Origin of the sequence: Kitasatospora sp. NPDC092039, from assembly GCF_044756065.1 — a bacterium.
Classification (GTDB): domain Bacteria; phylum Actinomycetota; class Actinomycetes; order Streptomycetales; family Streptomycetaceae; genus Kitasatospora.
Genome location: NZ_JBIVSD010000003.1, coordinates 141,474 through 165,419, shown reverse-complemented (window position 1 = coordinate 165,419; position 23,946 = coordinate 141,474). Strand labels below are relative to the sequence as shown.

Annotated in this window: 17 protein-coding genes and 3 tRNA genes; 13 read left to right on the top strand and 7 right to left on the bottom strand. The window is 74.8% G+C overall.

Annotation, left to right across the window (positions count from 1 at the left end; genetic code table 11):
- The first annotated feature begins 68 nt into the window (after positions 1-68).
- The 3 genes from ACIQI7_RS07040 to ACIQI7_RS07030 all read left to right on the top strand — a co-directional run bounded on the left by ACIQI7_RS07040 (position 69) and on the right by ACIQI7_RS07030 (position 3,505).
- The gene (locus tag ACIQI7_RS07040; protein WP_401105923.1) at positions 69-1,433 is read left to right on the top strand and encodes an FAD-binding oxidoreductase; all 1,365 of its coding nucleotides are present in this window, start codon (positions 69-71) and stop codon (positions 1,431-1,433) included.
- Between the two features lie 395 nt (positions 1,434-1,828).
- Positions 1,829-2,158 (top strand): hypothetical protein, encoded by a 330-nt coding sequence (locus tag ACIQI7_RS07035; RefSeq protein WP_401105921.1) that lies wholly within the window; start codon positions 1,829-1,831, stop codon positions 2,156-2,158.
- Between the two features lie 534 nt (positions 2,159-2,692).
- A complete protein-coding gene (locus ACIQI7_RS07030) occupies positions 2,693-3,505 on the top strand; it encodes a pyridoxal 5'-phosphate synthase (protein ID WP_401105920.1) in 813 nt (270 codons plus the stop codon).
- Between the two features lie 100 nt (positions 3,506-3,605).
- Here ACIQI7_RS07030 and ACIQI7_RS07025 read toward each other — a convergent pair whose 3' ends face one another.
- On the bottom strand, positions 3,606-4,673 hold the full coding sequence (locus ACIQI7_RS07025) for an EamA family transporter (protein WP_401105918.1): 1,068 nt from the start codon (positions 4,671-4,673) through the stop codon (positions 3,606-3,608).
- A gap of 152 nt (positions 4,674-4,825) precedes the next feature.
- On the opposite strand from ACIQI7_RS07025, the gene ACIQI7_RS07020 reads away from it, so the two are divergent.
- The 3 genes from ACIQI7_RS07020 to ACIQI7_RS07010 all read left to right on the top strand — a co-directional run bounded on the left by ACIQI7_RS07020 (position 4,826) and on the right by ACIQI7_RS07010 (position 8,840).
- On the top strand, positions 4,826-5,698 hold the full coding sequence (locus tag ACIQI7_RS07020) for a DUF1906 domain-containing protein (protein ID WP_401105916.1): 873 nt from the start codon (positions 4,826-4,828) through the stop codon (positions 5,696-5,698).
- Between the two features lie 45 nt (positions 5,699-5,743).
- The gene (locus ACIQI7_RS07015; RefSeq protein WP_401105914.1) at positions 5,744-7,000 is read left to right on the top strand and encodes a hypothetical protein; all 1,257 of its coding nucleotides are present in this window, start codon (positions 5,744-5,746) and stop codon (positions 6,998-7,000) included.
- A 178-nt stretch (positions 7,001-7,178) separates the two neighbouring features.
- Positions 7,179-8,840, top strand: a complete 1,662-nt coding sequence (locus ACIQI7_RS07010; RefSeq protein WP_401105912.1) for a long-chain fatty acid--CoA ligase — start codon at positions 7,179-7,181, stop codon at positions 8,838-8,840.
- Between the two features lie 106 nt (positions 8,841-8,946).
- Here the strand turns inward: ACIQI7_RS07010 and ACIQI7_RS07005 are convergent, their stop codons facing one another.
- Positions 8,947-12,504: a PAS domain-containing protein gene (locus ACIQI7_RS07005; RefSeq protein WP_401105910.1), complete on the bottom strand. Its 3,558-nt coding sequence runs from the start codon at positions 12,502-12,504 to the stop codon at positions 8,947-8,949.
- 177 nt (positions 12,505-12,681) lie between these two features.
- Between ACIQI7_RS07005 and ACIQI7_RS07000 the strand changes: the two genes are divergently transcribed.
- The 6 genes from ACIQI7_RS07000 (at position 12,682) to ACIQI7_RS06975 (ending at position 17,625) form a co-directional block, all read left to right on the top strand.
- Positions 12,682-12,775: transfer RNA gene (locus ACIQI7_RS07000), tRNA-Ser, on the top strand.
- A 250-nt stretch (positions 12,776-13,025) separates the two neighbouring features.
- Positions 13,026-13,101, top strand: a tRNA-Arg gene (locus ACIQI7_RS06995).
- A gap of 31 nt (positions 13,102-13,132) precedes the next feature.
- Positions 13,133-13,208: transfer RNA gene (locus ACIQI7_RS06990), tRNA-Arg, on the top strand.
- Between the two features lie 352 nt (positions 13,209-13,560).
- Positions 13,561-15,147 (top strand): Ig-like domain-containing protein, encoded by a 1,587-nt coding sequence (locus ACIQI7_RS06985; protein ID WP_401105908.1) that lies wholly within the window; start codon positions 13,561-13,563, stop codon positions 15,145-15,147.
- Positions 15,148-15,340: 193 nt separating this feature from the next.
- Positions 15,341-16,621 carry an SPFH domain-containing protein gene (locus ACIQI7_RS06980; RefSeq protein WP_401105906.1) on the top strand — a complete coding sequence of 427 codons (1,281 nt, stop codon included), beginning with the start codon at positions 15,341-15,343 and terminating at the stop codon, positions 16,619-16,621.
- Entirely contained in the window at positions 16,618-17,625 is a 1,008-nt protein-coding gene (locus ACIQI7_RS06975; protein ID WP_401105904.1) for a C40 family peptidase, read from the top strand. Before ACIQI7_RS06980 ends, ACIQI7_RS06975 begins: the two co-directional genes overlap by 4 nt.
- A gap of 59 nt (positions 17,626-17,684) precedes the next feature.
- Here the strand turns inward: ACIQI7_RS06975 and ACIQI7_RS06970 are convergent, their stop codons facing one another.
- The 4 genes from ACIQI7_RS06970 to ACIQI7_RS06955 all read right to left on the bottom strand — a co-directional run bounded on the left by ACIQI7_RS06970 (position 17,685) and on the right by ACIQI7_RS06955 (position 22,514).
- The gene (locus tag ACIQI7_RS06970) at positions 17,685-18,743 is read right to left on the bottom strand and encodes a hypothetical protein (RefSeq protein WP_401105902.1); all 1,059 of its coding nucleotides are present in this window, start codon (positions 18,741-18,743) and stop codon (positions 17,685-17,687) included.
- Positions 18,740-20,953, bottom strand: a complete 2,214-nt coding sequence (locus ACIQI7_RS06965) for a hypothetical protein (protein ID WP_401105900.1) — start codon at positions 20,951-20,953, stop codon at positions 18,740-18,742. Before ACIQI7_RS06965 ends, ACIQI7_RS06970 begins: the two co-directional genes overlap by 4 nt.
- Before the next feature lie 13 nt (positions 20,954-20,966).
- Positions 20,967-21,362: a WXG100 family type VII secretion target gene (locus ACIQI7_RS06960; protein WP_401105898.1), complete on the bottom strand. Its 396-nt coding sequence runs from the start codon at positions 21,360-21,362 to the stop codon at positions 20,967-20,969.
- Between the two features lie 198 nt (positions 21,363-21,560).
- The gene (locus tag ACIQI7_RS06955) at positions 21,561-22,514 is read right to left on the bottom strand and encodes an aldo/keto reductase (RefSeq protein ID WP_401105896.1); all 954 of its coding nucleotides are present in this window, start codon (positions 22,512-22,514) and stop codon (positions 21,561-21,563) included.
- 154 nt (positions 22,515-22,668) lie between these two features.
- Between ACIQI7_RS06955 and ACIQI7_RS06950 the strand changes: the two genes are divergently transcribed.
- A complete protein-coding gene (locus ACIQI7_RS06950) occupies positions 22,669-22,869 on the top strand; it encodes a hypothetical protein (RefSeq protein WP_387752272.1) in 201 nt (66 codons plus the stop codon).
- A 54-nt stretch (positions 22,870-22,923) separates the two neighbouring features.
- Here ACIQI7_RS06950 and ACIQI7_RS06945 read toward each other — a convergent pair whose 3' ends face one another.
- Positions 22,924-23,946, bottom strand: a complete 1,023-nt coding sequence (locus ACIQI7_RS06945) for an endo alpha-1,4 polygalactosaminidase (RefSeq protein ID WP_401105893.1) — start codon at positions 23,944-23,946, stop codon at positions 22,924-22,926.

The following is a 23,946-nucleotide window of genomic DNA, read 5'->3' as shown; positions in this document are numbered from 1 at the left end:
TGCCCGCCCCGTCCCGTCCGGGCAGAGTGCGGAGGTGGAGGCGGTCGGGGCGGCGAGTGGAGGCGGCGATGAGTGATCTGACGGACCGACTGGCGCAGGGCCTCCCGGACGGGGCCGTCGTGGTGGATCCGGACGTGACCGCCGCGTACCGCCGCGACATGGCGGGCTTCTGCGCGGCCGGGCAGCCCGCGGTGGTGGTGTTCCCGGAGACGGTCGGGCAGGTGCAGCACGTGCTGCGCACCGCGACCGAGCTGCGCGTCCCCGTGGTGCCGCAGGGTGCCCGGACCGGGCTGTCGGGTGCGGCGAACGCGGTGGACGGCTGCGTCGTGCTGTCGCTGGTGAAGCTGAACCGGATCCTGGAGATCGACCCGGTGAACCGGATCGCGGTGGTCGAGCCCGGCGTGGTGAACGCCGAACTCTCCCGTGCGGTCGAGGAGTCGGACCTCTCGTACCCGCCGGACCCGTCCAGCTGGGAGTCCTGCACGATCGGCGGCAACATCGGCACCGGCGCGGGCGGGCTCTGCTGCGTGAAGTACGGCGTCACCAGCGAGTACGTGCTCGGGCTGGACGTGGTGCTGGCGGACGGACGGCTGCTGTCCACCGGCCGCCGGACGGCGAAGGGCGTGGCCGGGTACGACCTCACCAGGCTGTTCGTCGGTTCGGAGGGGACGCTCGGCGTGGTGGTCCGGGCGGTGCTGGCGCTGCGGCCGGCGCCCGCTCCGCAGCTTGCGCTGGCGGCGGAGTTCCCGAGCGCGGACGCGGCGGGGGCGGCGGTCTGCGAGGTGATGGCGCGCGGTCTGACCCCGTCGTTGATGGAGCTGATGGACGCGGTCTCGGTGCGGGCCGTCAACGAGTTCGGGCGGATGGGCCTGCCGGAGTCCACCCAGGCGCTGCTGCTGGTGGCCTTCGACGGGCCGGACCGGGTGGCCGAGCTGGCGCGGGTCGCGCGGCTGTGCCGGGAGGCCGGGGCGACCGAGGTGGTGCCGGCCGAGGACCAGGCGGAGTCCGATCTGCTGTTGGCCGCCCGACGGATGGCGCTGCCCGCGCTGGACCGGCTGGGCACCACGATGATCGACGACGTCGCGGTGCCGCGCTCCCGGCTGGCGGAGATGCTGAACGGCGTCGCGGTGATCGCCGAGCGGCACGGGCTGACCATCGGGGTGGTCAGCCACGCCGGGGACGGCAACACCCACCCGATCGTCATCTTCGACGCGGCGGACGAGGAGCAGACGGCCCGCGCTCAGCGCTCCTTCGACGAGATCATGGCGCTCGGACTGGAGCTGGGCGGCACGATCACCGGGGAGCACGGGGTGGGGCTGCTGAAGCGGGACTGGCTGGCCCGCGAGCTGGGCCCGGTGGCGTTGGACCTGCAGCGACAGCTGAAGGCGGTCTTCGATCCGCTGGGAATCCTGAATCCCGGCAAGATGATCTGATTTTCTCGGCCCTCTGTGAACGGCCGGAAAAGTCGATACGGAAGGGTGACCGAACTTTTCAGGGGCGTGTTCACGGTTCGCGCGCGCCGGGGTGGTGCGCCCAGCGGATCGTGTGACGCCGCTGCGCTGCGGTCCGGGGCGTCCTGGCGGGCGGCCGTCCGGGTATACCTGCAGCTCAGCCGGGATGGGCCTGTGCCTTGACCGCTTTCCGGCTCGTTATTCGCGGCCCGAACGGATATCACGCAAACGGGCGAAATGCGCTGTGCGAGCTGGCGCTTTGTCGATTTGTTGCGGAAGGCTGTCTTCCGGCGTCGCAGCCCGCAGGTTTTCGTCTGGCCGACGAACCTTGCAGACCTTGATCGACCGTTGCCCGAAAAAGCTCCCTGGAGGCATCCATGGCACGCATCCACACCCGCCGATTGGCCGGACTCCTCCTCGCCGGCCCACTAGCGGCCGGACTGCTGCTGGTCGGTGCCGGTGCTGCCGTCGCGGACGAGGGCGCGGGCGCCGAGCCCTCCTCCAACGCCGGTGCGGTCTCCAACTCCGGTTCCGGCAACGTGTTCGGCGGGGTCGACGGCAACCACGTCTCCACCCAGCAGACCGCCACCGGTTCCGGTGCCTCGAACCAGGACAACACCCTCGCGGTGAAGGACAACGCGGGCACCGTCCAGGGAGGCCAGGACAGCAAGAACGTCAACGTCGTCTTCGCTCCGACCTTCAACTGACCGCCCGCCCGGCCGGGTGACGGCACCGGGCACCACACCACCACGGAAGGCGGGGGCGCCGGACGTGGGGGGCCGCGGGTGAGCTGAGCAGCCGCGGAAGGGCCCGGAGCGGATCGCGAAGGCCGGAACGGACACCGGGGTACCGACGCATCACACCAGAGGGAACAGCGCATTCGACCGGTAGGCGGAAAGGGTCACCGCGAAACCGGCCTCGTTGGGCGGTGCCGCCATCGGCACCGCCCACGAGCGTGTCCGGCGCCGGCCACCCCGCCCGTGCCCGGCCACCCCGCCCGTGCCCGGCCACCCCGCCCCGCCTGACCTCCCGCGCCGCCCCGCCCGTCCACCCGGAATCCCCGTCCGACCGCCCCGGATTCCCCCGCCGACCGGCCCGGATCCGCCCACCGAGGGCCCGCGCCCGGAGCCGTCGGTGTACGGCGGTACGGTTGCGCTCCGACAGCGCACCCACGTGCCCGGGCCCGGATGGACCGGCCCGGCCGGGGCGGCGACCGCGGCAATCGGAAGGAAGGGCGCGCGATGGCGGCGGAGGAGGAGGGCCTGAGCGGCCCGGACGAGACCAGGCCTGCACCGGAGCCCCGGTCCGAGCCCGGTTCACCGTCGGCGGCGGAGGCACGCCCGGAGCCGCCGGCCGAGCCGGTCCGCGAGCGCCGGTCCGGCCCCCGGTCCGTCCCCGAACTGCTGCTCGGCCGCCCGCCGATGGCCCGCCCGCTGCCGTCCTTCGACCACGAGGCCGCCCCCGCCGAGCCCGGCCCGCTGTTCGTGGACTGGCTCGCCACCGCGCTGCACGCCGGGGTGCTGGACCCGCAGGCCTTCACCCTCTCCACCGTCGACGCCGACGGCATGCCGGACGCCCGGGTGCTGGTGCTGCGGGACGTCGACGCGGCCGGCACCGGCTGGAACTTCTCCGCGGACGCCGACAGCCCCAAGGGCCGTCAGCTCGCCGACCACCCGGCCGCCGCGCTGACCGCCTACTGGCCGCAGCTGGGCCGCCAGGTCCGGGTGCGCGGCACCGTCGAGCAGGCCGCCGACGTGGTCGCCGCCGCCGAGTTCGCCACCCGCTCGCCCGCCGCCCGGGTCGGCGCGCTGGTCGGGCGGCAGAGCGAGCCACTGGGCTCGTTCGTCGAGTACGACGAGGCGGTGACGGTCGCCCGCCGGCGGCTGGAGACGCACCCGGACGCGGTCGCGTCCGGGCACGCGGTCTACACCCTGTGGGCGCACGAGGTGGAGTTCTGGCAGGGCGACGCCCAGCGCCGGCACATCCGGCTGCGCTACACCCGCACCGGCCCGGTCAGCTCCCCGGAGTGGTCGCGCACCCTGCTCTGGCCGTGAGGCGTGACACCGGAGACGCCGTGACACCGGCGACGCCGTGAAGCCGGTAAAGCCGGTGACGCCGTAGAGCCGCGTAGGCCGTACGGCCCGCGCCGCGCGGCTACCGCCGCCCGGTCAGCGTGGCACCCACGCTGGCCGCGACCACGCAGCCGATCCCGGCCAGCTGCGGCACGCCCAGCAGCTGGCCCAGCACCACCAGCCCGACCAGCGCGCTGACCGCCGGCTCCAGGCTGACCAGCACGCTGAACACCCGCTGCGGCATCCGTCGCAGCGCGGTCATCTCCAGCGCGTACGGGATCACCGGCAGCAGCAGCGACACCCCGGCGACGGCGGCGAGCAGCCCGAGCGGCGAGGCGCCGGGCGCGGTCAGCCCGTCCCACGCCTGGCCGAGCCCGAACGGCGCCAGCGTCAGCGCTCCGACCGTCATCGACACCGCCAGGCCCTGGAACCCCTGGAAGGCCGCGCCGACCTTGTCGGTGAACAGGATGTACGCGGCGTAGCAGGCCGCCGCCCCGAAGGCGTACAGCAGGCCGACCGGGTCGAGCGACCCGCCGCCGTCCCCCTCGCCGAGCAGGGTCAGCAGCACCACGCCCGCGGCTGCGAGCAGCGCCCAGAGCAGGTGGCTGGCGCGCCGGGCGAAGACCAGCGCGACCGCGAGCGGGCCGAGGAACTCGATGGTCGCGGCGGTGCCCATCGGCAGCCGGTCGATCGCCCCGGCGAACAGGAAGGTCATCCCGGCCGAGGCCATGCCGAGCAGCGCGGCCGCGGCGAGGTCGCGCGGGCGCTTGTCGCGCAGCTTCGGCCGGGTGACGGCGAGCAGGATGACGGCGGCGAAGCCGAGCCGCAGGAACGTCGTGCCGCTGACGCCGAGCGGGCCGAACAGCGGCTTGGACAGCGCGATGCCGGTCTGCACCAGGAACATCGCGGTCAGACAGAGAAGCGGCGCCGGGATGCTCTCCGGGCGCCGCAGGACCTTGCCGAGCCGGCCGGTGGACCGACCGGGCCGGCCGTCGGGTGGCGCCGCGGAGCCGGACGCCCCACCTCGTCGCCAGCTTCCCCGCTCACCGGCAGGCTCGCCCTTGGGGGCGGGCGGCATGGCGAGGGCCTCGGCGACGGCGGCGGCCGACGGCGAGGCGGAGGGGGTTTCGCTGGTATGGGAGGTGGGCATGCTCGTGAGTTTGCCGTAAGGAGTGATGAACGGGCAAGCTCGTTACAAAAATCGGGACGGATACGGACGGGTGCGTCCGAAAGGGTGGACCCACGAGGGCGCTGCGGCGTGGCTGCCGCCGCTGTCCGACGGGTCGTCAGTATCAAGGCGGGATGCGCCATCTCCGCCCCGCCGCCCTCCTCGCAGCCACCCTCGTGCTCCTGCTGGCCACCGACGGGACGGGCGCGAACGCCGCGGCCGCCGCCCCGGCCGCCGCCACCACCCCCCGCATCCGGGCCGCCACGCTGCCCGACCGACCCGGCCCGCCCCGGGCCCGCGACATCTGGAGCGGCCCCGCCTTCGACGCCTGCACCGCACCGCCGCTCGACACCCTGACGGCCTGGCGCGGTACCTCCCCGTACGGGGCGGTCGGCATCTACACCAGCGGCTCCCAGCGCGGCTGCGCCCAGCCGCTGCTCACCGCCGAGTGGGTGCGCCAGGCGCGGGCGACGGGCTGGCGGTTCCTGCCGGTGCACGTCGGACGGCAGGCACCCTGTGCGGACCCGAGCCGCAAGCCCGAGCGGATCGACCCGGCGAAGGCCGCCGACCAGGGCCGGGAGGAGGCGGGCGAGGCCGCCCGGGCCCTGCGCTCGCTCGGACTCGTCAAGGGCAGCCCGGTCTACCTGGACATCGAGGCCTACCCGGCGCACGACCCGGCCTGCGGCCAGGCCGTGGTCGACTTCACCCTCGGCTGGACCGCCGGCCTGCACGCCGCCGGCTACCGCTCGGGCTTCTACTCCAGCCTCGACTCCGGCATCGCGGACCTCGCCGCCGCCGCCCGGGCCGGCAGCTCCCCGATGCCCGACGCGCTCTGGTACGCCCGCTGGGACGGCCGGGCCGACACCGACGGCTCCGGCGGCCTCGCCCCCGACCTCTGGAGCTTCCACCAGCGCGTCCACCAGTACCACGGCAACGTCGAGGAGACCTTCGGCGGTGCCACCCTCACCGTCGACCGCAACCAGGTGGACGGCCCGACCGCCCGCTGAGCCCCGCCGGTAGGGTGGCCCCGATCGAAGCACGGGGGGAACGGCATGGCGAACGGCCAGGGACACGGCGGCACCGGCGGGTACGGCGCGCCGCCGCAGGACTCGTACGGACCGGCGCCCTACGGGCAGAACCCGTACGCGGGGCAGAACCCGTACGCGCAGCCGGTACCGCCGCCGCAGGCGTACCAGCCCCAGCAGCCGTACCCGGCCCAGCAGGCCCACCCGGCCCCGCAGCCATACCCGGCCCCGCCGTCGCAGCCCGCTCCCCGACCGCCCCACCCCGCCGCCCGGTTCGGCGCCCCGCCGGCGTCCGGCCCGGGCGGGCCCGGCGGCTTCCCCGGCCCGGCGCCGCGCCGCAACCGCCTCGCCGTGCTGCTCCAGTTCCTCCTCCAGTGGATCTACGCCCCGCTCTGGGTGCTCGGCCTGGTGCTCCTCTTCGTCGTCCTGATCCTCGCGGACTACAGCGGCGGAGGCCCCAGCTCCGACGGCTGGCTGAAGGTCAACCGCGGCTTCATCCCGCCGCGCCGGCTGCGGGCCGAGCTCACCGGCCGGCCGGAGCACTGGGAGCGCTACGTCGCCCCGGTCCTGGAGCGCCGGATCGCCGCCGCCGAGGCGTCGTACGCGGCCGGTGGCGGCGAGGTGCAGCCCGACCTCGGCCGGGTGGTGGGGGTGCGGCTCGCCCTGCGGCTCTACCGCGGCCTCGGCGCGGCCGGCGTGGTCCGGCTCGCGGAGTCGCGCGGCTGGCACGGGGTGGCGTCCGGGACCGACGCCGGGCACGTCCGGCTCGCCCGCCACTTCCCGGCCCCGGCCACCCTGAACGCCCCCTCCCCGCACGACCCGCCGGCCGCCCCCGGCACCCCGTGGGGCCCGCAGCCGGTCCGCTTCGCGCCGCTGCTGCCGTTCGTCCTCCTGCTGCAGATCGTCTACGCCCCGGTGTACGGCCTGCTCACCTGCTGGGTGAAGCGCCCCGAGCCCGACTACTGGGACCGCTGGGGCGCCCGCTGGACCGTCGGCCCGCGCGCCTTCCGCGCGGAGTTCACCAACAGCCCCGCCGCCTGGGACCGCCACATCCGCCGCATCCTCGAACGCGACTCCAACCGCACCCGGCCCACCACCACCCGCACCCCCGACGGCACCCTGGCCCTCCGCATCCACCTCAAGCGCGCCACCTACCGCGGCGCCGGCGCCCACCAGGCCCTCCGCATCGCCGCCGCCCAGGGCTGGACCCTCGACCCCGCCTACACCCCCGACCCCGCCAACTCCCTCCGCCTCACCCGCCCCGCCGCCCCCACCCAGCCCTGACCGCCCCACCCGGGCGCGGGGCGGAGGGGCGGCCCGGGGCGGAGCCGTGATCCGTGCAACGGGGACGGGATGCTGACAGCGGGGGGCGGGGGCGGCACAATCGGGCACGTCGGCGCGCATTACCGCCCGGTAGGTGCCGCAGGCGCAGCCGCCAGTGCCGCCCGGTCAAGGAGGACCCGTGTTCAGCACGATGCAGGACGTACCGCTCACCGTCGCCCGAATCCTGGAGCACGGGTCCACGATCCACGGACGGTCGACCGTGACCACCTGGGACGGCACCGGGCCGGTAGTCCGGACCTACGCAGAGGTCGGCGCACGCGCCGCGCAGCTGGCCTGCGCGCTGCGCGACGAGCTGGGCGTGACGGCGGACGACCGGGTCGCCACCCTGATGTGGAACAACACCGAACACCTGGAGGCGTACCTCGCCGTCCCCTCGATGGGGTCCGTGCTGCACACGCTGAACCTCCGCCTGCCCTCCCAGCAGCTGTCGTTCATCGTCAACCACGCCGCCGACCGCGTGATCGTCGTCAACGGCTCCGTCCTGCCGCTGCTCGCCGCCGTCCTCCCGGACCTCGCGCCGACCCTCAGGCACATCGTGGTGAGCGGCCCCGGCGACCGTTCGCTGCTGGCCGGCTTCGCGGGCGGCGTGCACGACTACGAGGAGCTGATCGCCGGACGGCCCACCGAGTACCCGTGGCAGCAGGACATCGACGAGCGGCAGGCCGCCGTGCTCTGCTACACCTCCGGCACCACCGGGGACCCGAAGGGCGTGCTGTACAGCCACCGCTCGGTCTACCTGCACTGCCTCCAGGTCAACACCGGCGACAACTTCGCCTTCACCCCGCGCGACACCGCGCTGCCGGTGGTGCCGATGTTCCACGTCCAGGCCTGGGGCATCCCGCACGCGGCCTTCATGTCCGGCGCCAACCTGCTGATGCCGGATCGTTTCCTCCAGCCCAAGCCGATGGCCGAGATGATCGCCGCCGTCCGTCCGACCGTCAGCGCCGCCGTCCCCACCATCTGGGCCGGCCTGCTCGACGAACTCGACGCGGGCGACTACGACACCTCCAGCCTGCGCATGGTGGTCATCGGCGGCAGCGCCTGCCCGCCGTCCCTGATGAAGGCCTACGAGGAGCGCCACGGCATCCGGGTGCTGCACGCCTGGGGCATGACCGAGACCTCCCCGCTCGGCTGCTTCGCCCAGCCGCCGGGCGGTCTCACCCCCGAGCAGGAGTGGCCGTACCGGATCACCCAGGGCGTCTTCCCGGCCTCCGTCGAGGCCCGGCTGATCGGCCCGGGCGGCGAGCGGATGCCGCACGACGGCGTCTCGGCGGGCGAGTTGGAGGTGCGCGGCCCGTGGATCGCCGGGGCGTACTACGGCGGCGCCGGCCAGGACCCGGTCCGCCCGGACGACAAGTTCTCCGAGGACGGCTGGCTGCGCACCGGTGACGTGGGCACCATCACCGCCGACGGCTACCTGACCCTCACCGACCGGGCCAAGGACGTCATCAAGTCCGGTGGCGAGTGGATCTCCTCGGTCGAGCTGGAGAACGCCCTGATGGCGCACCCGGACGTGGCCGAGGCCGCCGTGGTCGCCGTCCCGGACGAGAAGTGGGGCGAGCGCCCGCTGGCCACCGTGGTGCTGCGGCCGGGCGCGACCGTCGGACTGAAGGAGCTGCGGGCCTTCCTGGGCGAGCGGATCGCCTCCTGGCAGCTGCCGGAACGCTGGTCGATCGTGCAGTCGGTGCCGAAGACCTCGGTCGGCAAGTTCGACAAGAAGGTGATCCGGGCCAGCTACGCGGCGGAGGAGCTGGACGTCACGGTCCTCGGCAAGGAGTGACGGTCGAGGAGTGACCGCCGAGGCGTGACACCGAGGCGTGATCGAGGAGAAGGGCCGGCCGCCCCCGTCCGGAACGGGGGCGGCCGGCCCTTCGGCGTACCGGGGGTCAGCCCGCGGCGGCGACGCCCGCCTCGCCCATCGCGCCGATCCGCCCGAGCAGGTCGACGATCCGGGACTGGACGTCCTCGCTGGTCGAGCGCTCGGCGAGGAACAGCACCGTCTCGCCGGTGCGCAGCCGGGGCAGTTCGCGGGGGTCGAGGTCCACCGAGGTGTAGACCACCAGCGGGGTGCGGTGCAGCCGGTCGTTGGCGCGCAGCCAGTCCAGCAGACCGACCCGGCGGCGGCGGATCTGCAGTAGGTCCATCACCACCAGGTTGGGCTGGACGCTGCTGGCCCGGGCCACCGCGTCGTTCTCGTCCACCGCGTGCTCGACGTGCATGCCGCGCCGCTCCAGGCTGCTGATCATGGCGGCGGCGATGTCCGGGTCGCCCTCGACCAGCAGCACCCGCGGGGCGTGGTGCTCGCCGTCGCGCGGCGCGAGGGCGCGCAGCAGCACGGCCGGGTCGGCCCCGTACGCGGCGTCCCGGGTGGCCTGGCCGAGACCGGCGGTGACCAGCACCGGGACCCGGCGGTTGAGCGCCGCGGTGCGCAGCGACTGCAGCGCGGTGCGGGTGATCGGGCCGGTCAGCGGGTCGACGAAGAGGGCGGCCGGGAAGCCGGCGGCCTGGGCGTCCACCTCCTCGCGCGAGCGGACGATCACCGGCAGGTAGCCGCGCGACTGGAGGGCCTGCTTGGTGGCCGGGTCGGGCTCGGGCCAGACCAGCAGCCGACGGGTGTTGGCCAGTTCGCCGGTCGGGGCCGACGGCTGCTCGGTGGCGGGCCGCTCCTCGGCGGCCGGGAGCTCGGCGACCGGGCGCGGCGCGATCCGGGCGGCCTCGGCCGGTACGGGCGGCTGCGGCGCGGCGGCGGGCACCGGCGCCGGGCCGAGGGCGCGCGGCGGGGCGAGTTCGCCCAGGCCGGTGCCGACCGGGCGGGGGGCGGACGGCTCCTCGGCGGCGGGCAGCGCGGCCCGGGCGGGCGCCAGGGCGGTGCCGGGCGCGGGCTGGGCCTGGCCGGCCGGACCGGAGGCGTTCACCGGGGCGTCCGGGCCGGGGCCCGGGGGGACGGCCAGTCGGCGGCGGCGTCCGGTCGGCGCGGTGGCGGCCGGCTCGGGCGGCGCGGGTGCCGGGCCGGCCGGCAGGGCGTGCTCCAGGCCGGGGTAGACCGGGGCGTCGGCCACCCCGGGCAGGGCGAAGCCGCCGGAGGAGTCCTCGGCGGAGGGCAGCGCGCGGCGGCGCCGGGGCTTGGTCTCGCCCGCGGCCTGCTCCTGGTCGCCCTCGGCGGTCGGGGTGCCGCCGGGCGGGGTGCCGTCCGGGGCGGCGGGCGCGGGGGCCGGGCCGAGCGCGAGCGGCTCGCGTCCGGCGGGGCGGGTCGGCGGCTGCGCCCGGTCGCCGTCGACGGGCACGGCGTAGGCGGGGCCGGAGCGGCCGTCGTCCTTGCCCCACGGGTCGCTCTGGACGCCGTCCGGTCCGGCCAGGCCCTGGCGGCCGTACGCGGGGTCGTTGCCGGTGCCGTTCCACTGCTCGGGGACGGCCCGCTCCACCCGGGCGGGGGAGTTCGGCCACTGGTCGGCCGGAAGGCCGGGAGCACCGGGAGCACCGGGAGCACCGGAGGCACCGGGATCGCCAGGGGCACCGGAAATGCCGGGAGCACCGGGGACGCCGGTGGCTTCGGGGTTACCGGCGGGGGCCGTGGCCTCGGCGGCCGGGCGGCCACGGCGGCCGCGTCGCTCGGCGGGGGGCTCCTCGGCGGGCGCCTGCTCCGCCGCGGGGGCTTCCGGGGCCTCGGGCCCGGACCGCTCGCCGGCCGTCGCGGGCTCGGCGGTCCCGTCGGCGCCGCTGCTGGGCAGCTGCGGGATGCCCGGGAGCTCGGGCAGGACGGCGCTGTCGGTCTCCTTGGGCCGGTCGGAGCGGCCCTCGGCGGCGGCGCGCTCGGCGGCGGCCTTCGCGGCGGCCGGGTCCAGCGGCAGCTCGACGACGTACGTGGTGCCGGCCTTGCCGGGCAGCTCGTGCGGCTGGAGCACGCCGCCGTGGCGCTCGACCACCGTGCGGGCTATCGGCAGGTGGACGGGGCTGCCGCCGACGCCGGGGCCGCGGATCTCGACCCGGGCGACCTCGCCGCGCTGGGCGGCGGCCAGCACGACGGTCGGCGGCTCGGGGGCGGGCGGCGGCACGGGCGCGGCGGCGCCGTTCAGCCCGGGCACGGCCAGGCCGGGGGAGGGGGCGGCGGGGGGGTCCAGCACCACTCCGACGCCGCTGACGTCGGCGACCAGGTGGGCCAGCGCCTGGGCCAGCCGCCGCTCGTCGGCGATCACCTCGACCGCGGCGGCGTGCACCGAGAACCGCACGCGGCCGGGGCCGACCAGCTCGCCGGCCTCCTCGACGGCCCGGCGGACCACCGTGTCCAGGCCCACCGGCACCCGCGGCGCGGCCTTCCGCACGCCCTTGCCGTCCTTGTCGTCCTTGGCGTCCTTTCCGGACTTGGACTCCTTGCCGTCCTTGGCCTCCGCGCCGCTCTCGCCGGCCTCGCAGCGCTGGTGGTCCAGCACGCCGTCGATCAGCTTCCCGAACCGGCGGCACTCGGCGGCCAGCCGGCGCAGCGTCCAGTTCGCCTCCGGCCAGAGCTGGCCGGCCGGGTCGGCGGCGAGCGCGTCGAGCCGCTGGTTCAGCGCGTTCAGCGCGCCGCCCAGCTCGCTCTCCAGGACGGCGGTGAGGTGCTCGTTGCGGGCGATCAGGGCGAGTTCGCGGCTGCGGTCGGTGAAGGTCATCACCGCGCCGACCAGCTGGTCGCCGTCCCGGACCGGGGCGGTGGTGAGGTCGACGGTGACCGGCCGGCCGTCCTTGCGCCACAGCACGGTGCCGCGCACCCGGTGCTTGCGCCCGGAGGTCAGGGTGTCCAGCAGCGCCGACTCCTCCAGCGCCAGCGGGGTGCCGTCGGCCCGGGAGTGCTGGATCAGCGGGTGGAGTTCGCGCCCGCCGAGCTCGCTCGCCCGGTACTCCAGGATGTGCGCGGCGGCCGGGTTGACCAGCACGCAGCGGCCTTCGAGGTCCACGCCGAGCACGCCCTCGGCGGCGGCGCGCAGGATCATCTCGGTCTGCTTGTGCTGGCGGCGCAGTTCGGCCTCGACGCCGAGCCGGCCGGAGAGGTCGCGGACCAGCAGCAGGAGCAGGTCGGAGGAGGAGGGCGAGTTCTCGCGGTACGAGTCGTACGGGGAGCGCGCGTAGCCGCGGCCGTCGCCGTCGTCGGCGAAGTCGTTGCCGGAGACCTCGACCGGGAACGTGGTGCCGTCGGTGCGGTGGGCGGTCATCCGGACCGGGCGGTCGAGGGCCTCGCCGTCGCGGGTGGCCGGGCGCATCGAGCCGGGGATGCGACTGGGGTCGAACTCGGGCAGCAGACCCAGCACGCCCATGCCGACCAGTGAGGTGCCCGGCGCCTGCAACGCCTGGACCGCCGCGCTGTTGGCGTCCACGACGGTGCCGTTGCTGTTCACCAGCAGCAACGCGTCGGGCAGGGCGTCGAGTATGGCGGCGAGGCGAGCAGCGCCTCGGATCGGCCTGCTGCTCACGTCGACAGGTCTCCTCGGCTCGGGGCAGCTCCTCCGGAGACGGCAGTATCTCATTCTTCTTTGCGGCGGGGACGACCCGCCTAGTAACGTTGGCGGTGGTTGGTGCCGAGCCCCACGGGTGTGGCATCATCACTGACACACGGAACGGGTCCGCTCGCGCGGGCACGGTCCATGTGGGGAGGCTTCGCCTAGTCCGGTCTATGGCGCCGCACTGCTAATGCGGTTTCGGGGTTATTCCTGATCGAGGGTTCAAATCCCTCAGCCTCCGCCAGTCGGGAGCCCCCGTCGACGATCTCGTCGGCGGGGGCTCTTCGCGTTCCCGGGCAGGGTCCGGGGCGGTCCGGCGGATGGTCGCGGGCCGCCCGACGGGTGGACCCGGGGTGCGGGCCGGGGGTGCCGGGGAGGGGTTCGGAGAGGTCGGTGGGGGCCGGGCGGGGCCCGGATCAACCGATTTCGTCCTACGCCGCAGGTCATGTAATGTTGTCCCCGCAACGCCCCGGAGGCAACGTTCACCAGGGCGAGCGCTCATAGCTCAACGGATAGAGCACTTGACTACGGATCAAGAGGTTGCAGGTTCGAATCCTGCTGAGCGCACCAAACTCCGCAAGATCGGGTTCGCCCGTTCCTTGCGCTCATAGCTCAACGGATAGAGCACTTGACTACGGATCAAGAGGTTGCAGGTTCGAATCCTGCTGAGCGCACCATCGAGAAGCCCCCGGCCACCGGCCGGGGGCTTCTCCCTTTCTCCGGGATGCCCGGTCGGCGATTCGAACAGAGCCCTGCGGTGGATGGACCCGTCCCGGGAGCAGGGGTCGCCCGGATGGGTCCGGAGCACCCGGTCCCGCGTCCGTTCGGGTGGTGCCGATTGCCGCCTAATGGATGAAATGCAGCTGTTTCGGGTACATCCCGTCCTGCCGCTCGGAAGCCCGCCGAACGGGTGGGACACGGCCAGAACCACAGGTGTCGCAGTATGACCGGCTCAGGATCGTGATTCCTTTTTGTCGGATCTTGTGCAGACTGCCCACCACCCGGCAGCCGACCGCGAAGGAGAGCCGGATGAGCCGACAGTTTTCCCGTACGGCTGCCGCCCTGGCCGTCCTCGCGACCGGGCTGCTGACCACGTGGAACACCCCCCTCGCGGCGGGGCTCCCCGCCGGCGGCCCCGCCGGCGGCACGCGGCCGGGAGCCCCCGCGCGGTCCTCCGGTCCCGCGTCCGACCGCCCCCGGCCGGAGATCACCGGGCCGGTCGACGGCGCCGTCCTCGCCGACGCCCGCCCGCGGATCGGCGGCCGGGGCGCGGCGTCCGGCGCCTCGGTGGAGGTCCGGGAGGGCGGCACCGCGCTCTGCACGGCCGTGGCGGGGCGCGGCGGCGACTGGTCCTGCCGCCCCGACAAGGAGCTGGCCGCCGGTTCGCACGTCCTCACGCCGGTGGAGACCACCGGCGCAGGCGTGGTGCTGCGCGGTGACCCGGTCAAGGTCAGCGTGAAGACCGTGCCGCCGAGCGCCCCCATGCTCACCGTCCCCGACCACACCAACGACCCGGGCCTGCGGCTCACCGGCACCGGCGAGCCGGGCAGCACCGTCATGGTGGTCGAACACGGCTCGGCCGACGACCTGTGCATCACGGGGGTGCCGGCGGACGGTCGGTGGTCCTGCCTGCCGGTCGAGAACCTGACGGACGGGAAGCACCTGCTCACCCCGGTCGCGGTCGACGCGGCGGGGAACCGGACGGCCGGACCGCCGGTCGCGCTGGTCGTCGACACCGCCCTGCCGACCGGGCCGGTGCTCACCTCTCCGGCCGCCGGGGAGACGGTGCGGGTCAGTCGGCCGAAGCTGGCCGGCCGGGCGGATCCGGGCGTGGACGTGCTGGTCACGGCGCGGGCGGCGGCGGGCCCGGAGCGGCAACGGCGGACGGTGCTGTGCGGGGCGACGGCGGCGTTCGACGGGAGTTGGACCTGCACGGCCAACCGGGACCTGGCGGACGGGGAGCAGTGGCTGACCGTCACGGCGACCGACCGGGCGGGGAACGGGGTCTCGGGGGAGGCGGTGCTGGTGCGGGTCGCCGCGGCGAAGGCGGCGCCCGACCCGGTGGCGCCGAGTACGGCGGCCTCGGCGGTGCCGAGCCCGGTGGCCGCGAGCCCGACGCGGTCGGCCTCGGCCCGGCCCAGTCCGTCGTCGGCGGCGACGGCGGCAACGGCGGTGCCGACCGGCCCGTCGGCAGTACCGTCGGCGGCGCCTTCGGAGTCCGCGACGGCCGGTCCGAGCGCCGCGACCGCCCCGGCCGCCGTCGCGACCGCCGCGCCCGCCGCCACCACCCGTCCCGTCGGCCCGTCCCCTTCGACCGCCGCGGTCGTCTCCGCGACCCCGGCCACCGCTGTCGGCGCCTCGCCGACGGCCGTCGCCGCGGTGAAGCCCGTGCCCGAGCCGGCCGGAGCCGTCGGCCTCGTCGGACTCGCCGGGCCGGCCGGGGACGCGGGCCGGCCGTTGGCGGCGCCGCCGGCGGAGGCCGCGCAGGGTGCGTCTGGACGGCCCGGGGAGGCCGGCTGGCGCGGTGGACTCGCCGGAGTCCTGCTGGTGCTCACCGGTCTCGGTCTGATCACCCGTCGGGTGTTCGCCCGCAGGCCCGGTGCTCCTCGGCGCTGAACCGCGCCGAACTGTCCCGACCATCCGTTCATGTGCCTGCGCGTCAGGTCGGCTTTGGATGATTCGTCAGTAAATGTCGACACACCTCGGTCAAATGTCGCATTTGATGACCTATGAACTTAGCCTGACCCTGGCACTGCCCGTCAGATCCGGGCCGCCCGTTGCGCGACACACCGACCCAGAGGATCCGTGCATGGACGTCACCCGCGATTCTTCGCAGCGACCCGACAACCCGCCCAGGGCGCTCCCGCCGGCCCTGCCGGAGCGCTCCGGCTCCAGCCCGCTGGCCAGAGCCACGGCCGTCAGGGCCGTCAAGCCCGGCGGCCCGGCCGACAGCGGACCGGCGACCACCCCGCTGGCCGTCGTCCCGAACCCCTCGCCGAACCCCTCGCCGGGCGCCCCGGCGGACCTGCCCGATCCGCTGGAGACCGTCGCCCCGGAGACCGTCGAACTCCTGGACGCGACGACGGTCGGGGCCCCGGCCGCGACCACCTCCCGGCGCCCGCCGCGCGCCGACCAGGCGCTGCGCGAGCAGCGCGCCACCGCGGTGCCCGGTTGGATCGCCCTGCTGGCGGTGCTGGTCGGCGTGGCCGGCGTGCTGTTCGTCCTGCTGCGCACCGGCGTCATCCCGTACTGGGACGCGCTGCCCGACCTGCGCGGCGCCGCCGCGAAGAGGAGCGGTCTGGTCGAGGTGGACGCGCAGTGGATCGCCGCGGCGGCCGCGGCCGGCCTGCTGACGGTGTTCGCGCTCGCCGGGCTGCTGGCCAACGCGGGCGGCGAGACCCGGGTGCTGACCCGCTGGGGCCGCTACCGGGGCACCGTCCGCCGGACCGGCCTGGTCTGGGTCAACCCGCTGCTGCGCCGCCGCCGGGTGGACGTGCGGCTGCGGCACTGGCGCAGCGAGCCGGTCAAGGTGGTGGACCGCACCGGCACGCCGATCGTGGTCCGGCTGCTGATCGTCTGGCGGGTCAAGGACACCGCGCGGGCGCTGCTGGCGATCGCGGACCACGAGAGCTACCTGCGCGAGCAGGTCCAGGCGGTGCTCACCCGCACCGCGTCCATCCTGCCCTGCGACAGCAACGCGGCGCCCGGCCCCGCGCTGCGCGACGGGCAGTGGTTCGCCGACGAGATGACCAGGGCGCTGGCCGCCGAGGTCGTCCCGGCCGGCCTGGAGGTCTACTCGGTGCAGCCGCTGGCCCTGGACTACGCGCCCGAGGTGGCCGAGTCGATGCGCCGGCGCCGGCTGGCCGACCTGGACGCGGGCCTGCGCACGGTGCTGGTGGACGACGCGGTGGAGGCGGCGGCGCTCGCCGTCCGCCGTCTGGAGCGGGCGACCGCGCACGAACTGGACGAGGCCGCCCGCAGCGCGCTGATGGAACAGCTGCTGGTCGCCTTCGTCGCCCCGGCCGGAGTGGCCGCCTCGGTACCGCCCCCGGCCGTCCGTGCCGGACGGAAGGAAGGACGATCCGCATGAGGATAGCCACCGGCGCGTACGCCGAACCCGCCGTCACCGGCGGCGCGGTCGGGACCGGGGACGACGATCCCGGACTGATCGGCTTCGAGGAGAGCCTCGGCAGCGTCCCCGCGGTCGCGGGTTGCGGCTGCCCCGACTGCGTCGTCCGGCCGCGCACCGCCCGCTCGGCGCCGGCGGCCGGGGGCGGCCGAATACACCGGGCCGTGCGGAGCACCTGTCTGGCCACCACCGTGCTGGCGGGCGCCGGCGTCGTCGGCCTGACGGCCGGCGCCGGATCCGCGCACGCCGCGGCCGGGAAGCAGGGCTGGGACGGGTCGAAGTACTGGTTCAAGAACGGCTCCGGCGAGTGGCGCTGGACCAGCCACTACGACGTCTACGCGAGCCGCACCGGGCAGTCCGGCGGCTCGGCCGGCCCCACCGCCCGGACCGTCTCCAACGGCTCGGCCTCCTCCGCCGGGATGCGCCAGGGCTGGGACGGGTCGAAGTACTGGTTCAAGAACGGCAGCGGCGAGTGGCGCTGGACCAGCCACTACGACGTCTACGCGAGCCGCACCGGGCGGTCCGGCAGCGGTCCGGCCCAGGCCCCCGCGCAGCCCGCGCCCCCCGCGAGCCGTCCGTCGTCGAGCTCCGCCCCGGCCTCCGGGAGCACGGAGTCGGCCGTCGACTACGCGCTCGCCCAGCTCGGCAAGCCGTACGTCTGGGGCGGCAACGGCCCGTCCGGCTACGACTGCTCGGGGCTGGTCCAGCAGGCCTACCGCCGCGCGGGGATCAGCCTGCCGCGGGTGGCCGACGACCAGTACGCGGCGACCACGCCGATCAGCGCCGGGCAGCTGCGCCGCGGCGACCTGGTGTTCTGGTCCGACAGCGGACGGGCGTCGGGCATCCACCACGTGGGGATCTACCTGGGCGGCGGCAAGTTCGTGGAGGCGCCGCGGCCGGGCACGACCGTCCGGGTCTCGACGCTCAGCGCGGGCTACTACCCGACCCACTTCGGGCGGCCGTAGCCGCGGGGACGTGACGGGCCCCCGGCGGCGCGGTGCCGCCGGGGGCCCGTGCCGTGGCCTCAGGGCAGTTGCGGCGCCGAGCAGCCGTGGCGCTGGGCGGAGCGGGTGGCGAAGGTGCGCAGGGCGTCCTTCTCCAGCGCCGGGTCGGGCGCGGCGGCCCGGTTCCCGTCGAACACGGTGTCCACCGTGAAGAGGGCGGTGCCGCCGCCGGGGCAGGCGGCGGTGGCCCAGGCCAGGCCGTCCTTGCCGCCGGCCGGGCCGGTGACCGGGTAGTCGGCGACGGCGGGGAGGCGGTCCGCGAACGGCGGGTAGTACGCGCCCAGGCGGAAGCGCGGGGCGTCCTGGTCGGCGTACAGGAAGCAATCCTCGACAGGGGCGTTCGGATCGGCCGGCGACTCGTTGACGGTGCCGGACAGCCCGGCGCAGGTGCCGCTCGCCGCGCCGTCCGGGACCTTGACGTACCGGGTGTCCGCGGGGACCTCGGTGATCTCCGGCCCGGAGGGGGCGGTGCAGCCCCAGACCCGGGCGGCACCGTCCGCGGCGCGGGCGGCGATCCGGGCGAACCGGGCGCGCTGGGCCGGGTCGTCGAGGAGGTGGTCGCCGCCGGCGGGGACGGTGTGGACGGTGACCAGCAGCCCCTCCTTGCCCTGGCCCGGGCAGTCCAGGGCGGTCACGGCGGTCGCGCCGGCCCGGCCCTGGAGGTCCAGCACGCCCCGGCGGCCGTGGCCGAGCGGCATCACCATGCTGGTGGCGAGGCTCGGGCGGTCCCGGCCCAGCGTGTGCAGCGCCGTGCCGACCCCCTCCGAGCCCCGGTCGATCCGGACGTCCAGGTAGCCGTTGCCGGGACTCCCGGCGTTGTCCACGGAGCAGGAGGCCAGGCCCTCGGGAGCCCCGGCGTCCTTGCCGCGCACCCGGTCCGCCCCGAGCAGGGCCCTGACCTCGGCGGTGTCCACGCTGCCGTGGCAGAGCCCGGCCAGCGAGCGGCCGTCCTGCCAGCGGTCGTACCCGCCGCCCAGGTAGAACACCGCGCCGGCGGCGAGGACCAGCCCGACGGCGGCGGCGACCGGGAGCCGCCACCGCCGACGGGCCCCGCGCGGTTCCGCGGGCTCGGGCGTCACTTGTTCTCGCCGCCGCGGCCGAGGGCGGAGGCGGCGTCGCTGCGACCGGTGTTGTAGATCGTCCGCATCTGCTGCTCGTCCCAGTCGACGGCCGGGGCGTCCGGGTTGAGGCCGGCCCGCTGCTGCTGCCACTTCTCGACCATGGCGCTGATCCCCTCGTGTCCGCTGCGGCCGTTGGCGCCGGTGAGGGTGTTCTCCTCGATCTTGCCGGCCGCGGTCGCGTTGATCTCCTCGGTGGCGTTCATCTGCCACCCCATGATCCCGCTGCCGAGCAGGCTCTGTGCCACGTCCGCCACGCCGGGGACCGGGACCAGCTTCAGCGGGGTGCCGATGCCCTGGTACATGCCCTTGGCCCGCCAGGCCGCGACCTTGGTGTCGTCGTCGCGCTGGTCGAGGATGGCGTCGGCCTGGACGGCGTCGTACACGCCGAGGGCGACCGAGGAGTTGGCCATCACGCCCTTCCACTCCTTCTCGCTCACGTTCGGCGGGAGCTCGGCGAGCTGCTGGGCGACGTGCACCATCTCGGCCTGCTGGACGATGTGGTGGGACTCGGGGTCGTCGGCGACGCCGCGCAGGACCCGGATCAGGGAGCCCTTGTCGGTGGCCATCCTGGTCTCCCCGGTGACCGGGTCGACCCAGACGCCGCTGGCGTCCTCGCCCGAGTGGTCCTTGGCGGCGCGGTTGGAGCCGGACAGGATGTCGTGGGTGTCGGCGGCGTAGTCGGCGAGCGCGTTGGCGATCGGGCGCTGCATGCCGGCCGGGAGCCCCTCGTCCTTGATGCCGCCGTCCAGCATGTTGATGGAGTCGCGCATCACCCGGGCCTGGGCCTCGCTGTGGTGCCGGACGCCGTCCTCCTGGCCCGCCCGGTCGCCGGTGGCGGCGGCCTCGATGGCCAGGCCCAGCGAGTGCTTGTCCTGGACGTACTTGGCGTGGCGGTCGATCTCCTCCGGCCAACGGCGGTCGTCCACCAGGTACTTCAGGTTGTCGTTGGTCCGGGGGTCGCCCGGGTCCAGGAAGCGGGTGGAGGCCTGCGGGTTGTGGCTGAGGGACTCCAGGAAGCCGCCCACGGCGTCGCCGCCGCGGCTCTCGGAGAGGTAGTCCCACCTCGGCTGGGTGGAGTCGGGCGACCAGAGCCCCTGCGGGGTCGTCTGGGCGCTGCGCTCGAACTTGAGCAGGCTGTCGCCGTAGGAGTTGAGGAAGTCGGTGTCGTACTCGCCGGAGCGCATCAGGCTGCTCATCAGCTGGTAGCCCCGCGGCAGCGGGCCGCCGTGGTCGCGCGTCACGAGCTGGGGACCGAGCTTGATCATCTCGTTCTCCCAGTCCTGCATGGCCTTGGAGTGGCTCTGGGTGGCGGTGCCCAGGGTCACGCCCAGCGAGGCCTGGAGCTTCTTCATGGCCTCGTTGCGTTCCTTGCTGTACCCCCCGGGGAACCTCGTCGGGTCGTTGACGTCCCGCCAGAAGTCCAGGGTGCCGCGCGGGCCGAGCGTGGTGGCGAACTGCTCGGCGAACGCCGGGTCGCTCTTGCGCTTCTCCAGCAGCGAGTTGAGCCTGGTCAACTCCTCGACCGAGAGGTCGCCGCCCTTCCCGGCCAGGGCGAGCGCGTCGGAGAGGTCCTTGCGGGCCTCGGTGGCCTCCTTGAGGCTGTGGTAGCCGTTGGCGTTGAACGAGTGGTCGTTCGCGCCGTTCGGGTCCGAGCGCAGCGCCCAGGCGGCGGCCTGGTCCGCGTCGGCGGCCTGCTGGAGCGCCGCTTCGAGGCTGTGGACCAGGTTCTCCACCGCGCGTTTGCGCTGGGGCAGGAAGACCGTCTGGTAGTCCGGGTCGTGCTGCGCCGTCTTGTCGGTGAGCAGCGGGTGGACGTCGGTGACCTTTCCGGTGCCGTCCACCTTGAGGTGGTCGGCGGGGCCGTCCTCGTCGGCGATCTTCTTGAGCAGGTTCTGCGCGGCGGTGAACTGCTGGGCGGCGTCGGCGAGCAGCCCGGCGATGTCGGCGGACTCCTTGCCCGCGGCGTCGAGCTGCTCGGCGGCCTTCTGGATCTGGGTACGCGCCTGGGTGGCGGCCTCGCCCTCCCAGCCGGCGGCCAGCTTGTTGGCGACCTCGCTGGTCAGCCGGTCCTTCAGGCCGACGTAGCGGGCCTGGAGCGTCTTCCACTCCTCGGCGGCCGCGTGCAGCGGCTCGAACTTGGCGTTGCGGACGATCTCGTAGCTCAGCACGGTGGTGGCCCCCTCAGTTCCCGCCGGACAGGTTCTGCTTGTTGGCGTTCTCGGTCGCCGTGTACTGGTCGGCGGTCTTCCGCAGCCGCTCGGCGATGTCGTAGAGGAGGTTGCCGAGCGTGGAGACCTGGCTGTCCCAGCGGATGGAGCGGTTGCGCAGTTCCGGGCCGGTCTGCCAGCTGGTCAGCGCGCCGTAGGCGGCGGTGGTCTTCTCGTCGGCGGTGTCGTCGACGGTGTGGAAGTTGCCCTTGATCTCGTCGACGGTGCCGGCCCGCGCCTTGAGGTCGGCGGGGCTGACGGTCACCTTGCCGCCGCCCCCGCTGCCGCCCGCGGAGTTGAGTCGCAGGCCCGCGTACCGTTTCCGGTCCTCGTCGTCGAACAGACCGTCCCAGGCAGGATTGTCGGCCAAAGCGTCCCCCGTGTCGGCGTTGTGCGAGTGAAGTCTTGATGCGTGCTTGATGGTTCATTGACCATGACTTGTCACCGTGCCCGATGGTTCCCGGACGGGCGGACGCGTCCGGACCGCCGCAGGCCGCGAACCGGCCCTCGGGCGGGGCGGGTTCGCGGCCTGCGGTGCACGGCACGGTGTGGTGCCGGCCGGCCGGGCTCAGGCGGAGGCGGCGTCCAGCAGGGCGGTCTGCTCCGGGGTGAGCTCCAGGGTGGCGCCGGCCAGCAGCGGCGGGAGCTGCTCGACGGTGCGGGCGCTGGCGATCGGGGCGGCGACCGTCGGCCGGGCGGCGAGCCAGGCCAGGGCGACGGAGGCGGGCTCCACCTCCAGCTCGGCGGCGACGGTGTCCAGCGCCTCCAGCACCTTGGGCCCGCGCGGCTCGGCCAGGTAGCGGGCGGCGCCCTCGGCGCGGGCGCTGTCCACGCCCTCGGCGCCCGGACGGTACTTGCCGGTCAGGAAGCCGGACGCCAGCGCGTAGTACGGGACGGTGGCCAGGCCGTGCTCGGCGACCACGTCCGCCAGCGGGCCCTCGAAGGTGCCGCGGGAGACCAGGTTGTAGTGCGGCTGGACGGCGACGTACTTCGCCAGGCCCTCGCGCTCGGCGAAGGCCAGCGCCTCGGTGAGCCGCTCGGCGGAGATGTTGGAGGCGGCGACCGCCCGGACCTTGCCCTCGCGGACCAGCTCGTCCAGCGCGGTGACGAACTCCTCGACCGGGGTGTCGTCGTCCCGGTGGGTGTAGTAGAGGTCGATCCGCTCGACGCCCAGGCGGCGCAGCGAGTCCTCGGCCGCGGCCTTGATGTTGGCCGCGCCCAGGCCGCTGCGCCCGGCGAGCATGCCGACCTTGGTGGCGATCACGACGTCCTCGCGGTTGCCGCGGCTGCGCAGCCAGTTGCCGAGGACCGTCTCGGACTCGCCGCCGGTGTTGCCCGGGGCCCAGGAGGAGTAGACGTCGGCGGTGTCGACGAAGTTGCCGCCGGCCGCCGCGTAGGCGTCCAGGACGGCGAAGGACTGCTGCTCGTCGGCCGTCCAGCCGAAGACGTTGCCGCCGAGGGAGAGCGGGAAGACGGACAGGTCGGAGGTGCCGAGGCTCACCCGGCTGTGGGTTCCGGTCATGGTGGCAGTCAACCCGATCGCGCGGCCGGGCATTCCGTGAACCGCGAGGTCTTCACGAGGCTGTCGTACCGCTGTCGCACGTGGGGGTGGTGTGTCCCGCGCGACGGGGGTCCGGGGTGTGCCCGAGGTGGGCCGATTCGTTAGAGTCCGTGCCATGGCTGACAACGACTACGACCCCGCCGGCAGCACCCAGATGTTCCGGGCGTTCGTCGACGAGAGCCCGGCGCCCCAGGCACCGGGCTCCGTCTCCACCTACGGCAGCAGCAAGGGCGGCAGCCGCACCGGCGTGATCGCGCTGGTCGCCGTCGTCGCGCTGGTCGTCCTGGGCGGCGTCATCTGGCTGGCGGTCAAGTGACCCTCGCGCGGGTGACCCGGACGAGGGTCACCCGCGCGACGGGCGCGCGGCGCGTCAGCAGGGCTTGCGCCAGGCGTTCAGTTCGAGCTTCTTCTGCATCGAACTGAAGCCCAGCGACTTGGCCTTGCCGCAGAACTGGCCCGTGTCGAGCTTGTACTCGACGTGGAAGACCGCCTTGCCCGCCTTCACGAAGGGGGCGACCCGCTCGCACTCGTCGAACTGGGCGCACTCCTCGTTGACCGCGAAGTCGAAGTCCGCGAGCAGCGCCGGGATCTGGTCCAGGTCGTTCTTCAGGCCGATGGCCAGGCCGCGTTCGTGGGCGAGCTGGGCCAGCATCCGGTTGTACCTGAGCTGGTCGTCCGGGGTCAGCGGGAAGCCGCTGTTCTGGTTGTAGGCCTCGATGGTGTCCGGCTCGACGGCGTCGAAGCCCTTGCTCCTGCACATGTCGAAGCGCGCGGCCATCAGCGGCCTCAGCTGGTCGAGCTTGCGGATGTCGAACCACTTCTCGCCCTTCCAGCCGGTGTCCGAGCCCTGGAGGGACTTGGCGAAGGCGGCGGAGTCGGGGCGGAAGTCCTCCCAGGAGCCGGCGTTGATGTAGCAGATCACCTTGCGGCCCTTGGCGTGCAGCGCGGCCACCACCGAGGCGTCGTTCTCGAAGCCGTCGATGTCGTAGACCGGGACGTCCACCGACTGGTCGACGCCGCCGCCGAGCTGCCACTGCCAGGCCAGGCCCGGGGTGGGCTGCCAGCGGGCGCCGGCCGGCGGCGGTGCCGGGTTGCCCGGCGGGGTGCCGGTCCCCGGCGGGGTGGCGGGCGGCGGGCCGCCGCCGGGCGTGCCCGGGGCCGGGGCGGTGGTGCCCGGAGTGGCCGGCGCGGGGGCCGGGGTGTCCGGGGCGGCGGTGGTCGCGTCCGGGGTGCCGGGGGCGCCCGGCGCGGTGGCCGCGGGGGAGTTGCTCGGGGTGCCGTCGGCCTGGTCCTGGTCGTCCTCCGATCCCGAGCTGCTGCACGAGCTGACCAGCAGGGCGGTGGCGGTGGCGAGGGCCAGGGCGGCCGGAAGTAGCCGGTTGCGGCGGTTCAC